The organism is Ralstonia sp. GX3-BWBA (genome assembly GCF_003290055.1).
Taxonomy (GTDB): Bacteria; Pseudomonadota; Gammaproteobacteria; order Burkholderiales; family Burkholderiaceae; genus Ralstonia; species Ralstonia holmesii.
In genome coordinates this window covers 745390-758719 of sequence record NZ_QMKS01000009.1, presented here as the reverse complement: position 1 = coordinate 758719, position 13330 = coordinate 745390, and the positions used below count along the sequence as shown (strand labels likewise).

Sequence of the window (13330 nt, the reverse complement as noted above, 5' to 3'; positions counted from 1 at the left end):
GTTACGCGTAGATATAGCGGCGCGACCACGGGATCGACGTCGCCGATTTGCCGGCCTTCTGCAGCACGGTCTGGAAGATCGAGATTTCGTCGGCGTCGAAAGCGTGCGCGCAGCCGGCCAGGTAGACGCGCCAGATGCGGTATTTTTTCTCGCCCACCATCGCGCGGATGGTCTCGCCGTTGGTTTCGAAACGCTCAGCCCAGTGCTCAAGCGTGCGCGCATAGTGGCGGCGCAGGCTTTCAACGTCAAGCGCTTCCAGGCCGCCATCCTGCGCGGCGCTCAGCGCCAGCGAGATGTGCGGTAGTTCACCTTGCGGAAAGACGTAGCGATCGATGAAATCGCCGCCGCCCATCGAGCTCTCGCCGCCAGCCGTGTCGGACGACGTGATGCCGTGGTTCATGGCGACGCCGCCATCGGCCAGCAGATCGTGCATGCGACGGAAATACCCTGGCAGGTTCTTGCGACCGACGTGCTCGAACATACCGACGCTCGTGATGCGATCAAACTGGCCGGTGAGGTCGCGGTAGTCCTGGATGCGGATTTCGATCTGGTCTTGCAAACCGGCCGCCCGCACGCGTTCGGTGGCAAGCTCGTACTGGTTTTGCGACAGCGTCACGCCCAGGCAGCGCGCGCCGTACTTCTGCGCGGCACGCAGCACCAGCGCGCCCCAGCCGCAGCCGATATCAAGCAGCGTTTGCCCGGGCTGCAAGCGGATCTTGGTGAGGATATGGTCGATTTTCTTGAGCTGCGCCTCGTCGAGCGTTTCATCGCCATTTTCGAAGTAAGCGCAGGAGTAGACCATGTTCTGGTCCAGCCACAGCTTGTAGAAATCGTTGGAAACGTCGTAGTGGTACTGGATCGACTCCCTGTCGCCTTCCTTCGTGTGGGCGAAGTGGCGTACCACGCGGGCCAGCGCGTTTCCACTGCTGACCGCAGCCGCAGAAGCCAGGCTGTAGCTCACGTTGATGATGTCGGCCAGCTTGCCGTCCAGATCGATCTTCTCCTGAACGTACGCCTCGCCAAGGTTGTTGAGCGTGGGGGACAGCAGCAGCGGCAGTGCGCTAGCTTCGCGCACGGTGAGCGTGACGCGGGGCTGCTCGAAGCGGCCCAGTTCATATTGATCACCGTTCCATAGCCGCAGGCGTAAAGGAAGGTCGGCAGACTCGCGGATTTCCTGGATCCACTGCTCGAGTTTGCGGTCAATCGCCTGTTGGAAAAACATGTCGACGCCTCCCTGATGTGCAAATGTTCGGGGCGGCCATCGGATTGCGGCCCGAACGGATCACATTAGCTTACGACAAAGTTTCCCATTGTGCTGTCTGGGTCTTACGGGCGCGTGCCGGGCCAATCCGCTGCCAGCAAGCGCCGTGCCGACATGACGCGATGCGCAATAACGTATTGCGCGTCTATGCGTCCGGCTACGGGGCGAGGCGGACGATCGTCCAGCTGCCGTCTGCCTGTTTGCGGTACTCCAGACGGTCGTGCAGGCGCGAAGGGCGGCCTTGCCAGAATTCCAGCCGCTCCGGCAGCAAACGATAACCGCCCCAGTGCGGCGGGCGCGGGGGGGAGTCGCCAAAGCGCTGGCTGTATTCGGCTTCGCGGGCTTCCAGCGTGGCGCGGTCGGGCACTTCGCTGCTCTGCTCCGACGCCCACGCCCCCAACCGAGAGCCTAGCGGCCGCGAGTGGTAATAGGCATCGCTCTCTGCGTCGCTCACTTTTTCGACGATGCCCTGGATGCGTACTTGCCGCTCCAGCCCGATCCAGTGGAACAGCAGCGCAGCGCGTGGGTTAGCGGCCAGTTCCTCGCCCTTGTGGCTGGCGTAATTGGTAAAAAAGGTGAAGCCGCGTTCGTCCAGATTCTTGAGCAGTACAATGCGCGCCGCCGGCTGGCCCTGCGCATCGACAGTGGCGAGCGTCATGGCGTTGACTTCGGCCACCTCGGCCTTCAGCGCCTCGTCGAACCAGCGTCGGAACTGGCGCAGGGGGTTGGCGTCGACGTCGGCAATGTCGAGCGAAGCGCGGGCGTAATCGGTGCGGATATCGGCAATGGAGGTCATGAGCGTGGCGGATGCAACATGCGAACGGGCCGAGTATAGACAAACATCGGCGGCCGCCGTTTGCGCCTGCGCAAGCACAGGCTGGCACGTTTCACGCTTCGGCGTCTGTTCTGGCGGTCCGCCGTGCGCCGCCTATATTGGCTAGTCAAGGGCGTCAGGCTGGCGCCGCCTGCCATGTTCCCCACAAAAATTTCAACAGGATGTCGAAATGGCCCCCCGTTCCCATTCTCCCGACACCGTCGCCGGCCTGACACGCCGCCAGTGGCTGCAGGGCACGCTGGCGTTGGCTGCGGCCGGGCTGGCGGGCTCGCAGGTGCTGCGTGCGGTCGCCCAGGCCCCGACTGAATCGCTGGATGCATTCATGGTGTTGTCACAGGCACTGACGGCGCGGCCGGCGCTGGATCGCGGCGTCGGCACGCGGTTGCTGGCGGCGCTGGGCAAATCCAGCGCCGACTTTGCCGCGCAATTGCGGCCACTGGCACAGGCGTTGGCGGCGGGCTCGCTTTCCGATGCGCAGCAGAAGACCGCGCTGCAGATTCTGGAAGCGTGGTACCTGGGTGTGGTCGACGGCAATATCGTCACGTACGAGCAAGCGCTGATGTACAGCGTGGTCTCCGACACGCTCGTCATCCGCACGTATTGCCCGAACCAGCCAGGCTTCTGGGCCGAGCCCCCTGTCGAGAGGCAAGTCTGATGGCCGATACCCAACAAGCCGATATCGTGGTGGTGGGCTCCGGCGTGGCCGGGGCGCTGGTGGCGTACGAACTGGCGCGCGCGGGCAAGTCGGTGCTGATGCTCGAAGCCGGTCCGCGCCTGCCGCGCTGGGAGATCGTCGAGCGCTTCCGCAACCAGGCCGACAAGATGGATTTCATGGCTCCGTATCCATCCACGCCCTGGGCGCCGCACCCGGAATATGGGCCGCCCAACAACTACCTCGTGCTCAAGGGCGAGCATCAGTTCAACTCGCAGTACATCCGGGCGGTGGGCGGCACGACGTGGCACTGGGCCGCATCGACGTGGCGCTTTTTGCCGAATGATTTCAAGCTGCGCAGCGTGTACGGCATCGCGCGCGATTGGCCGATCCAGTATCAGGATCTGGAGCGCTATTACGGCCTGGCCGAAGAGGCGCTGGGCGTATGGGGGCCGAACGACGAAGACCTCGGCTCGCCGCGCAGCCAGCCGTATCCCATGGCTCCGCCTCCGCTCTCGTTCAATGAGCGCACGATCAAGGAAGCGCTCAATGCGCATGACGCGAGCTTCCACGTGGTGACCGAACCCGTGGCACGCAACAGCCGCCCGTACGACGGTCGCCCGACCTGCTGCGGCAACAACAATTGCATGCCGATCTGTCCGATCGGCGCGATGTACAACGGCATCGTCCATGTGGAGAAAGCCGAGCAGGCCGGCGCGCGGCTGATCGAGAACGCCGTTGTCTTCAAGCTCGAAGTCGGCCCCAACAAGCGCATCGTGGCCGCGCGCTACAAGGACTCGAAAGGCGCCGAGCACCGCGTGGAAGGCAAGTGGTTCGTGCTGGCCGCCAACGGCATCGAAACGCCGAAGCTGATGCTGATGTCGACCAGCCAGGATTTTCCGAAGGGCGTGGGCAACAGCTCCGACATGGTGGGGCGCAACCTGATGGACCACCCCGGCACCGGCGTGAGCTTCTATGCCGACCGCAAGCTATGGCCCGGCCGCGGGCCGCAGGAAATGACCTCGCTGATCGGTTTTCGTGACGGGCCATTCCGTGCCACGCAGGCTGGCAAGAAGCTGCACCTGTCGAACATCTCGCGCATCGAGCAGGAGACGCAACGCATCTTCAAGGAAGGCAAGCTGATCAAGCCGGCCGAACTCGATGCGCGCATCCGCGACCAGGCCGCGCGCTACGTCCAGTTCGACAGTTTTCACGAGATCCTGCCGCTGCCCGAGAACCGCATCGTGCCGAGCGCGACGGAAGTGGATGCCATCGGCATTCCACGCCCCGAAATCACGTACCACATTGACGACTACGTCAAACGCAGCGCGGTGCATACGCGGGAGGTCTACGCGACGGCAGCGCAGGTGATGGGTGGCACCAATGTCGAATTCCACGACGACTTCGCGCCCAACAACCACATCACCGGCGCGACCATCATGGGTGCCGATCCGAAAGACTCCGTGGTCGACAAGGATTGCCGGACGTTTGATCACCCGAACCTGTTCATCAGCAGCAGTTCCACCATGCCGACCGTGGGCACCGTCAACGTGACGCTGACCATCGCGGCGCTGGCCCTGCGCATTGCTGACCAACTGAAGAAGGAGGCGTGAGATGAAATCGATCGCTTCTTTCTCGATGTTGTTGCTGACCGGCCTCGTGACGAATGCCTGGGCGAAGGACACACCGGCTGACGCTGCGCAGATCAAACGCGGTGAATACCTCGCGATTGTGGCGGACTGTGCGGCCTGCCATACGGCGCCCGGCGGCAAGCCCTTTGCCGGCGGCTTGCCGATGCAGATTCCGATGCTGGGCACCATTTACAGCAGCAACATCACGCCCGATGAGAAGACCGGCATCGGCAAATGGACCTACGAAGAATTCGAGCGCGCCGTGCGAAAAGGCGTGGACGACGACGGCGACAATCTGTATCCGGCCATGCCGTATCCGTCGTACGCGAAGATCAACGATGCGGACATGCGCGATCTCTATGCGTATTTCCACAACGGCGTGACGGCCGTGCAGAACGATCCGCCACCGAGCACGATCCGCTGGCCGCTGAACATGCGCTGGCCGCTCAAGCTGTGGAACCTCGTCTTCCTCAAGAGCGAGCCGTACACCCCGAAGGATGACAAGTCGCCGACGTGGAATCGCGGTGCGTACCTCACGCAAGGCCTCGCACACTGCGGCACGTGCCATACGCCGCGCGGCTTCGCCATGCAGGAGAAGGCACTGGACGAGCGCGGCAGCGGCTATCTTGCAGGCTCAACCCTCGCGGGCTGGACGGCATTCAACATCACGTCGGACCCAACGAGCGGCATCGGCGCCTGGAAGCCTGAACAGCTCGTCCAGTATCTGCGCACCGGCAGCGTGCCCGGCGTGGCGCAAGCCGCGGGGCCGATGGGCGAAGCCGTGCAGCACAGCTTTTCGCGGATGACCATGCAGGACGTCGAGTCCATCGCCGAATACCTGCGCACCGTGCCAGCGGTAAGCAACAACCTTGAACGCGCACGACAGGATTGGGGCAAGCCTGCCACCGATGTGACCGCGCTGCGCGGCAAGCCCATCGAAACCACGATTGACGCCGCGCGCCTGTACCTTGGCAATTGCGCCACGTGTCACCAGGCTGATGGACGTGGCACGCCCGATGGCTATTACCCGCCGCTGCTGCACAACTCAGCGGTCGGCACGCGGGACACGACCAACCTTGTGCAGGTGATGTTGTTTGGCATTGAGCGCAAGGCAGGCGACAAGCACATCGGCATGCCGGCGTTTGGGCGTCAATTGTCCAACGAACAGCTCGCCGCGCTGACGAACTACGTCACGCGCCAGTTTGGCGATCCGGCCACGCCGGCGGTGACGGCGGAGGCCATCGCAAAGCGGCGTTCAGCGAAGTAGCGGCGACGGTGCCGGCGGCAAGTCAGCCGCCGGTCGTGTGCGGGTCGCGCGACGCGGGTGCTGCGGGACGCTGGGGCACAGCGGTCTTGCCCGAGTCGGGCTGCGTCGATTTCAAATCGCCTTCCGGCGTGCGGCCCGGGTTCTTGCTGTGATACGTCTTGCCCGGCGGCGGCGCAGTCGGGCGTTGGCGCACATCGGCGAGTAGCTTGCCGCAGGCGCTCTCCGGTGCAGGCTTGAGCTCAAGCACCGGCAGTACCGCCGCCACCGGCGCCGTCAATGCCAGCGCCACTGCGCCGCCTGCCCGTAGCGCCACGACTGCCGGGTTAATCGACACATCCGGATGCTTGTATGTGCCCTTCACATACAGCGGTGTGCGAAGCGAAAACACGCGCAGCCCCTTCGAATCCGGATGAATGGTGAAGTCCAGCGCTTCCTGCCTGAAGCTCGTCGCGCCGGTCACGTCGATGACGGCATCCTGCGTATCCACCACAAACGTGCGCGCCTGCGCCAGACCATTGCTCACAGCAAAGTCGCCCGCCGCGCAGTTGATGGTGACCTGCTTGTCGCCAAAGAGCTTGGTCAGGATCACGTTGCCCACGTTCAGCCCCATGGCTTCCAGGATGAACTTGCTGATGGTGCCTTGCTCCACCAGGATCTTCACCTCGCCGTTGGATGAACCGAGCAGCGCCGCCACCGAGTTGCCCGTGGCTGAGAGCCGCGCATCGCCGTTGATCTCGCCCACGCTGGCGCGCACCGATTCGATCTTCGGGAACAGTTGTTTGATCTTGAAGTGCCGTGCCGCCAGCGCGGCGCGCGCCTGCATGGGCGTGGCGTGTCCGTCGAGCTGGATGTTGGAGGAAAGCGTGCCGCCCGCAATGCCGAAGTTGAGTGGGTCGAGCGTGAGCAGGGCGTCCTGCAGCTTGACGTGCGTAACGAGGTGGTTGATCGGCAGATCTGCTGTGTGGACGATGCGCTCGCCTGTGAACTTCACGTCGGCATCAATGGCGTTCCAGCGATCGGTACGGAAGGGCTCGACCGGCAGCACCTTGTCGGCCGGCTGGCGCACGGTTTTGCTGTCACCTGGGTCGGCGCTCGGGTCGGCGCGCTTGGCCTTGCTGGCGTTGGAGTCGGCACCGATGATTGGCGCGAGGTCGGCGAACAGCAATTGATGCGAAACGAGTTCGCCTGTCAATTGCGGACGGGGCTCGCGCATCGCAAAGGTAAGCGTGCCGCCCAGATCGGAGCCGCCCACGCGGCCCGAGAATTTCTCGTAGCGCCACGTCGATCCTTGCTTGCGCAGTTCACCGATCAGCCGGCCGCGGGTGTCGAACGGCGGCGTATCCGGCAGCACCACGCCGGTCAGCGGATACAACTGCGCCATGCTTGCGCCCGACAGGTGCAGGCGTAAGTCGATGGCCGTCAGGCTGGCGGGGTTGGTGAGCGTGCCTGCCAGGTCGATGCGCGTCTTGCCGACCGTCACGTCGGCCTGCAGCGGGTAGGGCCGTTGTGCCTCCTGCAGGCGCAGCACGCCGCCGGCCTTGCCGCTGCCCTTGATGGTGGCGTTGTTGTAGGTGCCCTTGACCGTCCACGCGATGCCGTAAGGCTGCTGCGGATCCGGCTCCGCCCGCGTCTGCGCGGCGGTATCGGATGCTGCCGCGCCGGATGCAGCCGGCACTCCGCCGGGCTGGTCCGCGCTCTTGATGGCGGTGCCGTTGGCGGCGGTGTATAGCGTCTGGTTGTCGACGGTGTCGATGGCCGCTGTCAGGTGAATGCGCTTGATGTCATCGTCCAGGGCCAGCGAGCCCTTGCTGAAGGCGATCTCGCGCAGGTCCAGCTTCCAGTCCGACGGCTTCTTGTTGTCGCCCTCGCTGCCCGCCAGATCGAACGTCCAGTTGTTGCGGTTCTGCTTGTCGCGCTCCAGCGCAATGGCGGGCGTGTCCAGTGTCACGCTGGGGATGACGATGCGATGCGCCAGCAGCGGCAGCGCCTCCAGCACAAACGTGAGTTGATGGATGGTGGCCACGTTCGGCTGCTTGGCCCAATCCGGGTTTCCGATGGTGATGTCGTTGGCAATCAGTCGTGGCCAGGGCACATATGCACGCCAGCCGGATTCGCCTTCGGGCTTCTTCCACGTGAGCATCAGATCGCCGTTGATGGCGAAGGGGCGCCCGATGGCTTGCGAGACGCGATCATTCAGATACGGCTTTGCGCGGTTCCAGTCGAACGTCAGCACAAAGATGACCGCCGCTGCCACGATGACGACGGGTGTGATGACCAGTCCGAGGGCGAGTTTGCCGGATGTACGCATCGTCTTTTTGTTGGTATTGGCACAAAAATGCGACTGCGCACGTTGATATATAGTTCGGCGCAACCACGATTCAATTGTGTCATGAGCCAAGTAGCAATCAGCGCGCCAGCGCACCCGCCCGTCCTCGATGATGAATACGCACGCCGGTTTGGCGGTGTTGCCCGGTTGTACGGTCCGCAGGCGCTGGAGCGGTTTGCGGCGGCGCACGTGTGCGTGATCGGCATCGGCGGCGTGGGTTCGTGGGTGGCCGAGGCGGCGGCGCGCTGCGGTGTGGGCAAGTTCACCCTGATCGACCTCGATCACATCGCGGTGTCCAACACCAACCGGCAGATTCACGCGCTGGGCGATGCGTATGGCATGGCCAAGGTCGACGCCATGGCCGAGCGTATCCTGCAGATCAATCCGCGCGCCGAGATCAGCCGCATCGATGATTTCGTGACGGTCGAGAACGTCGAAACACTGCTTGGCCATCCGTTCGATTACGTGATCGACGCGATCGATGCGGTGAAGGTGAAGACGGCCATCATCGCGTTCTGCAAACGCACCGGCAAACGCGTGGTGACGTGCGGCGCTGCAGGCGGGCAACTGGACCCGACGCGCATTCGCGTGACGGACCTCTCGCGCACGATTCAAGATCCGCTGCTCGCCAAGGTGCGCGGCAACCTCCGCCGCCAGCATGGCTTTCCGAAAAACCCGAAGTCACGTTTCGGCATCGATGCCGTCTTCTCGGACGAGCCGCTGCGCTATCCCGAACCCGAGCAACAGGCGTGCGCCGTCGAGTTGCCGGTCGAGTCGAGCCACGCCGGCATCGACGACCTTGCAGCGGCTGGGGATATTGCCGTGGTCAACGCGCCGCCCGCTCCGCAGCCTGCGCAGCAAGGGCCGCAAGGCCTGGCATGCGCGGGCTTTGGCTCGTCCGTTTGCGTGACGGCGGTGTTCGGGATGGTGGCCGCGTCAACGGCGCTGCGTGCGATCGCCGGTGTCTGACGGCGTGCTGCTTGATCGAGGGATGACCTGATCAAGCTTCTCGCGGATGGCGTCGGCATACACGCCCGACCATCCGTCGCGTGGCTGGCTGTTGGCAAAGACCACAAAACCAGGCATGACCGACACGCCGTATCGATCAGCGGTGTGCTGGTTCTCGTCGAAATCCATGGTGACGAATGTGGCGCGTCCGGCGAAGCTCGATTCCATCTGTTCGAGGCTGGCCACGGCGGACTGGCTTGGGTGGCTCCACTCCGCGGCAAAGCACACCACCACCGGGCTGCGTTGCGAGGCGTCGATCACATCGGATTGAAACGAGGCTTCGTTGACGATCTTCATGGGCGCTCCCAGGGTGGAGTGGACGCCCGCGCAACGAAGGCCAGCGGGCAGGGCCACTTTGACTCTAGGCAGCAGACCGCCGGTCGACAACCCGGGTTCAGCCGACGTGCTCGATGTTGCGCACCGCGCTGCCCATTTGCGCCAGGTACGTCGTCATCATCCGGTCCATCACGTCCACATGCTGGGCAAACCACTCTGGCAATTCCGCCACCAGCCGCCGGCCCAGATCCATCTCGCCGGCGGCGGCGCGCTTGCGCACCTCGCGGCACAGCGCCAGCACGTTGTCGTGCTCACCGCGGTGGCAGTGGCGCGGGGGGAAGTCCGCGGCGTCCATCCACGTGTTTTCTTCACCGAAATGGTGCTCGGTGTGGTCGATGAAGGCGTCGAGCGCGGGAATGAACTCGGCGTCCGAGGCATCTGCGATGGCGTTGAGCAGCGCGCAGAATTCGGCGTGGTTGGCGTCGGTGGCGGCGTCTCCTAGTTGGAGCGCCTCGGACCATTCGATCACGGGCATGGCAGGCTGAAGAATTGGATGGGCGAGGCGGTCAGCTTAAGCGACGGCCACCTCACCACAGTTTGACGTCGGGCAAACGTATTAGCCGGCGTCCGGTGCGGGATGCTGCTGAAGCACTTCTACCGCCCGCGTGTATAGCGCCACCGACGGCGCATAGCCACGCCCGATCTGATACAGCGCACCGCCCAGTTCGGCCAGCAAGCTGGGAAAGCCGGTGATGCCCCAGCGGCGCGACAGTCGGAAGTCTTCGCGCGTTTCGTCGCGCAACGCGTCCGTGTCGAACACGGCATCGAAGTGTGCCGCCTCAACGCCATTGGCGAGTGCAACGTCGCGCAGCACGTCGGCTTGTGTGGTGTCGCGGCCTTCGGCGTAGAAGGCGTGCTGGATGGCATGGAAGACGGTGAGCACGCGTTCGTCGTCCTCGGCCCAGTGCTCGCGCGCCATGACGACGGCGCGGCAGGCGGGTTCGGTGTCGTAGACGAAGCCATTGCGGCGTATGGCCGCCTCGGGCGACTGGTCGAACGGCATGCCGCTGCGTTCGGCCACGGCATGCCAGTGGTGCAGGATTTCGTCGCGCTTGTCTGCAGCCATCGGTTCGCGTTGGCCGGGGCGCAGGCCGCCGGTGATGAGCGTGACGGGCACAGGCGCGCCGAGGGTGTCGGCCAGCCGCTTGCGCAGGTCAGCCAACTGCGGGCCGAAACCGTAGCACCAGGAGCACATCGGATCGGCTACGTAGATCAGTCGCATGACGGCTCCTCAATTCAGTTTGGACGCCAGCTGCCGGCGCCAGTGCGATACCGCCTGCGGTGCGTCGCGCATCATGTCGAATACCGAGACCATCGTCTTGCGGGCGAGGTCGTCACGGAATGTGCGATCCCGCTCAACGATGGCGAGCAATTGCTCCAAGGCCGCTTCGTAATCCTTGCCGGCGATGTACTGTTGCGCCAGATCGAGCCGCGCCTGCAGATTGCCGGGCTCCGCTCCCACGACCGTGCGCAGGGCGCCGGCATCGGGCAGCGTATCGGCCCGTTCGGTGGCCTTCAGCCGCGTTTCCAGCGGGGCATAGCGTTCGTCCTGCGGCGCCTTGGGGGAGAGCAGTGCGAATTCGCCCTGCGCGGCATGCACGTCGCCGCTGTCCAGCAACAGGTTCACCAGCTCAAAGCGGGCGGCATCGAAGCCCGGGTCGAATGCCAGGGCGTTCTGGAACGCTTCGCGCGCGTGGGCAGTTTCGCCGGCCTGGCTCGCGGCCAGCCCTTCGCGATAGGCGACTTCTGCGGGTTGCGGAATCACGCGGTCCAGAAACGCCCGCAATTGCGCTTCGGGCAAGACGCCGACGAACTGGTCGACCGGTTTGCCATCCACGAACGCCACCACATACGGGATGCTGCGCACGTGGAACTGGGCGGAAAGCTCGGGGTTTTCGTCCGAGTTGATCTTGGCGAGCTTCCATTTTCCGGCGTACTCGGCCTCCAGCTTTTCCAGCATCGGGCCCAATGTGCGGCACGGACCGCACCATGGCGCCCAGAAATCAACGAGCACTGAGACCTGGCGAGAGGTTTCGATCACTTCTTGCGCGAAATTCTGCGAGGTGATGTCGCTCATCGTCGGGATTCTCCTGAGGGGCAATGGCGCCGGCATACGCACCGGCGAGAGGTATCGTGCATTTTACTTGGGGGTGGAGCAGACCGTTTCCAGGCGATCTGCCCGCCTTTTGTCCGCCGCAATAACGTATGTCAGGGCAACGGTTGAAAATAGAACGATCGTTCGGATACCATCCGGTAAAAACAACACACAGATTCACGGAGACATGGCATGACACGACCGCACTTCCAGTTCTGGCCCCGACGTTTGCCGCACAACATCAGCTCGCCGCAAACGAGCCTTTGGTACAACCTGGAAGTGTCTGCCCGACGCTATCCGGACAAGGACGCGATCATCTTCTACGGTCGCCACACCACCTTCCGTGAGCTGCACGACGATGCGGTGGCCGTGGCTGGCTGGCTGCAGCAGGTGGCGGGGGTGCAAAAGGGCGACCGCGTGCTGCTCTATATGCAGAACTGTCCGCAGTTCATGGCCGCGTATTACGGCATCCTGCGCGCTGATGCGGTGGTCGTGCCGGTCAATCCGATGAACCGGCCGGAAGAATTCAAGCATTACATCACCGATGCGGGCGCCGCTACGGTCATCTGCAGCGCAGATCTGGCCGTCAACGTGACCACGGCCAACGCCGAGCTGCCGGAGGCGCAACGCACCAAGCACCTGCTGGTCACGTCGTACGCCGATGCGCTGCCGGCCCAGTACGAATATCCCGAAGATGCACCCCCCGCGTGGATTACCGCGCAGCATCCGGCACAGCCCGGCGCCGTCGCCTGGAACGACGCACTCGCACAGCGGCTCGTGCCGGGCCCGCACACCGCCGGGCCGGACGACCTGGCCGTGATGCCGTATACATCGGGCACCACGGGCTTTCCGAAGGGCTGCATGCACCCGCATCGCACGGTCATGCACAACGTGGTGGGCGGTTCGATGTGGTCGAGTTCGACCAAGGAAGGCGTGAGTCTGTCGATCATCCCGCTGTTCCACGTGACCGGCATGCAGTACGGCATGAACGCACCTATCTACATGGGCTCCACGGTCGTGATGTTGCCCCGCTGGGATCGCGAGGTGGCAGGGCGGCTGATCTCGCGCTACAAGATCACGCATTGGACGAACATTCCGACCATGGTGATCGACTTCCTGGCGAGCCCGCAGCTGGCGGAGTTCGACCTGTCGAGCCTGGCCTACATCGGCGGCGGTGGCGCGGCGATGCCGCAGGCAGTGGCCGAGCGGTTGCTGAAGGATTTCAACCTCGCGTACCAGGAAGGCTACGGCCTGTCGGAAACGATCGCGCCTACGCACAGCAATCCGGCGGATCGGGCCAAGCAGCAGTGCCTGGGCATTCCCGTGTTCAACACCGACGCTCGCATCGTCGATCCGCAGACGCTGCAGGAGCTGCCGATTGGCGAGGTGGGTGAAATCATCGTCAGCGGCCCGCAGGTCTTCCTGGGTTACTGGGGCAAGCCGCAGGCCAGTGCCGAAGTCTTCATCGAATTCGAAGGCAAGCGCTTCTTCCGCACGGGCGACCTCGGCAGGATGGACGAAGATGGCTACTTTTTCCTCACCGACCGCCTGAAACGCATGATCAATGCGTCGGGCTTCAAGGTCTGGCCGGCCGAGGTGGAGAGCCTGCTGTACAAGCACTCCGACGTGCAGGAGGCCTGCATCATCGGCACGCGCGATGCGTATCGCGGCGAGTCGGTCAAAGCGGTGGTGGTGCTCAAGGCCCACGCCAAGGGCAAGACCACCGAAGAGGACATCATCAACTGGGCGCGCGACAACATGGCCGCCTACAAGTACCCGCGCGTGGTGGAGTTTGTGGATGCGCTGCCCAAGTCCGGCACGGGCAAGGTGATGTGGCGCACGTTGCAGGAGCAGGAAAACGCAAGGAACGAAGTGGCCGCGAAACCTGCGGCGGCATAATGAGAAAGGGGCCTCAGTGG

12 protein-coding genes are annotated in these 13330 nt (G+C 64.0%); 5 read left to right on the top strand and 7 right to left on the bottom strand.

The features are described 5' to 3' along the window. Position 1 precedes the first annotated feature (1 nt). The gene (locus DOD19_RS11115) at positions 2-1222 is read right to left on the bottom strand and encodes a cyclopropane-fatty-acyl-phospholipid synthase family protein (protein WP_112185504.1); all 1221 of its coding nucleotides are present in this window, start codon (positions 1220-1222) and stop codon (positions 2-4) included. Positions 1223-1418: 196 nt separating this feature from the next. After that, entirely contained in the window at positions 1419-2057 is a 639-nt protein-coding gene (gene pdxH, locus DOD19_RS11110; RefSeq protein ID WP_112186014.1) for a pyridoxamine 5'-phosphate oxidase, read from the bottom strand. 208 nt (positions 2058-2265) lie between these two features. Here pdxH and DOD19_RS11105 point away from each other — a divergent pair, with 208 nt between their 5' ends. From DOD19_RS11105 to DOD19_RS11095, 3 genes are read left to right on the top strand one after another with little or no spacing between them, the layout of a single operon-like run. Then, positions 2266-2751, top strand: a complete 486-nt coding sequence (locus tag DOD19_RS11105) for a sugar dehydrogenase complex small subunit (protein WP_112185502.1) — start codon at positions 2266-2268, stop codon at positions 2749-2751. After that, complete coding sequence (locus DOD19_RS11100; RefSeq protein WP_112185500.1) at positions 2751-4361, top strand: GMC family oxidoreductase; 1611 nt, start codon at positions 2751-2753, stop codon at positions 4359-4361. Before DOD19_RS11105 ends, DOD19_RS11100 begins: the two co-directional genes overlap by 1 nt. A 25-nt stretch (positions 4362-4386) precedes the next feature. Further along, the gene (locus DOD19_RS11095) at positions 4387-5646 is read left to right on the top strand and encodes a cytochrome c (RefSeq protein WP_235193186.1); all 1260 of its coding nucleotides are present in this window, start codon (positions 4387-4389) and stop codon (positions 5644-5646) included. Between the two features lie 22 nt (positions 5647-5668). On the opposite strand, the gene DOD19_RS11090 is transcribed toward DOD19_RS11095, so the two are convergent. Next, positions 5669-7954 (bottom strand): AsmA family protein, encoded by a 2286-nt coding sequence (locus tag DOD19_RS11090; protein ID WP_112185498.1) that lies wholly within the window; start codon positions 7952-7954, stop codon positions 5669-5671. Positions 7955-8035: 81 nt separating this feature from the next. Between DOD19_RS11090 and tcdA the strand changes: the two genes are divergently transcribed. Beyond that, entirely contained in the window at positions 8036-8941 is a 906-nt protein-coding gene (gene tcdA, locus DOD19_RS11085) for a tRNA cyclic N6-threonylcarbamoyladenosine(37) synthase TcdA (RefSeq protein ID WP_024976323.1), read from the top strand. On the opposite strand, the gene DOD19_RS11080 is transcribed toward tcdA, so the two are convergent. From DOD19_RS11080 to trxA, 4 genes are all read right to left on the bottom strand, one after another. Further along, positions 8909-9277, bottom strand: coding sequence for a thioredoxin domain-containing protein (locus tag DOD19_RS11080; protein WP_112185496.1), 369 nt, complete (start codon positions 9275-9277; stop codon positions 8909-8911). The genes tcdA and DOD19_RS11080 overlap by 33 nt on opposite strands. A 97-nt stretch (positions 9278-9374) precedes the next feature. Further along, on the bottom strand, positions 9375-9791 hold the full coding sequence (locus DOD19_RS11075) for a bacteriohemerythrin (protein ID WP_112185494.1): 417 nt from the start codon (positions 9789-9791) through the stop codon (positions 9375-9377). Positions 9792-9872: 81 nt separating this feature from the next. Further along, the gene (locus DOD19_RS11070; protein ID WP_112185492.1) at positions 9873-10538 is read right to left on the bottom strand and encodes a DsbA family protein; all 666 of its coding nucleotides are present in this window, start codon (positions 10536-10538) and stop codon (positions 9873-9875) included. A gap of 9 nt (positions 10539-10547) precedes the next feature. After that, the gene (gene trxA, locus DOD19_RS11065) at positions 10548-11393 is read right to left on the bottom strand and encodes a thioredoxin (RefSeq protein WP_112185490.1); all 846 of its coding nucleotides are present in this window, start codon (positions 11391-11393) and stop codon (positions 10548-10550) included. 210 nt (positions 11394-11603) lie between these two features. On the opposite strand from trxA, the gene DOD19_RS11060 reads away from it, so the two are divergent. After that, positions 11604-13310, top strand: a complete 1707-nt coding sequence (locus DOD19_RS11060) for a long-chain fatty acid--CoA ligase (RefSeq protein WP_112185488.1) — start codon at positions 11604-11606, stop codon at positions 13308-13310. The last annotated feature ends 20 nt before the right edge of the window (positions 13311-13330 follow it).

Coding starts and splice junctions, on each gene's coding strand:
- DOD19_RS11115 (WP_112185504.1), bottom strand. CDS start 1,222: ATGTTTTTCCAACAGGCGATTGACCGCAAACTCGAGCAGTGGATCCAG.
- pdxH (WP_112186014.1), bottom strand. CDS start 2,057: ATGACCTCCATTGCCGATATCCGCACCGATTACGCCCGCGCTTCGCTC.
- DOD19_RS11105 (WP_112185502.1), top strand. CDS start 2,266: ATGGCCCCCCGTTCCCATTCTCCCGACACCGTCGCCGGCCTGACACGC.
- DOD19_RS11100 (WP_112185500.1), top strand. CDS start 2,751: ATGGCCGATACCCAACAAGCCGATATCGTGGTGGTGGGCTCCGGCGTG.
- DOD19_RS11095 (WP_235193186.1), top strand. CDS start 4,387: ATGTTGTTGCTGACCGGCCTCGTGACGAATGCCTGGGCGAAGGACACA.
- DOD19_RS11090 (WP_112185498.1), bottom strand. CDS start 7,954: ATGCGTACATCCGGCAAACTCGCCCTCGGACTGGTCATCACACCCGTC.
- tcdA (WP_024976323.1), top strand. CDS start 8,036: ATGAGCCAAGTAGCAATCAGCGCGCCAGCGCACCCGCCCGTCCTCGAT.
- DOD19_RS11080 (WP_112185496.1), bottom strand. CDS start 9,277: ATGAAGATCGTCAACGAAGCCTCGTTTCAATCCGATGTGATCGACGCC.
- DOD19_RS11075 (WP_112185494.1), bottom strand. CDS start 9,791: ATGCCCGTGATCGAATGGTCCGAGGCGCTCCAACTAGGAGACGCCGCC.
- DOD19_RS11070 (WP_112185492.1), bottom strand. CDS start 10,538: ATGCGACTGATCTACGTAGCCGATCCGATGTGCTCCTGGTGCTACGGT.
- trxA (WP_112185490.1), bottom strand. CDS start 11,393: ATGAGCGACATCACCTCGCAGAATTTCGCGCAAGAAGTGATCGAAACC.
- DOD19_RS11060 (WP_112185488.1), top strand. CDS start 11,604: ATGACACGACCGCACTTCCAGTTCTGGCCCCGACGTTTGCCGCACAAC.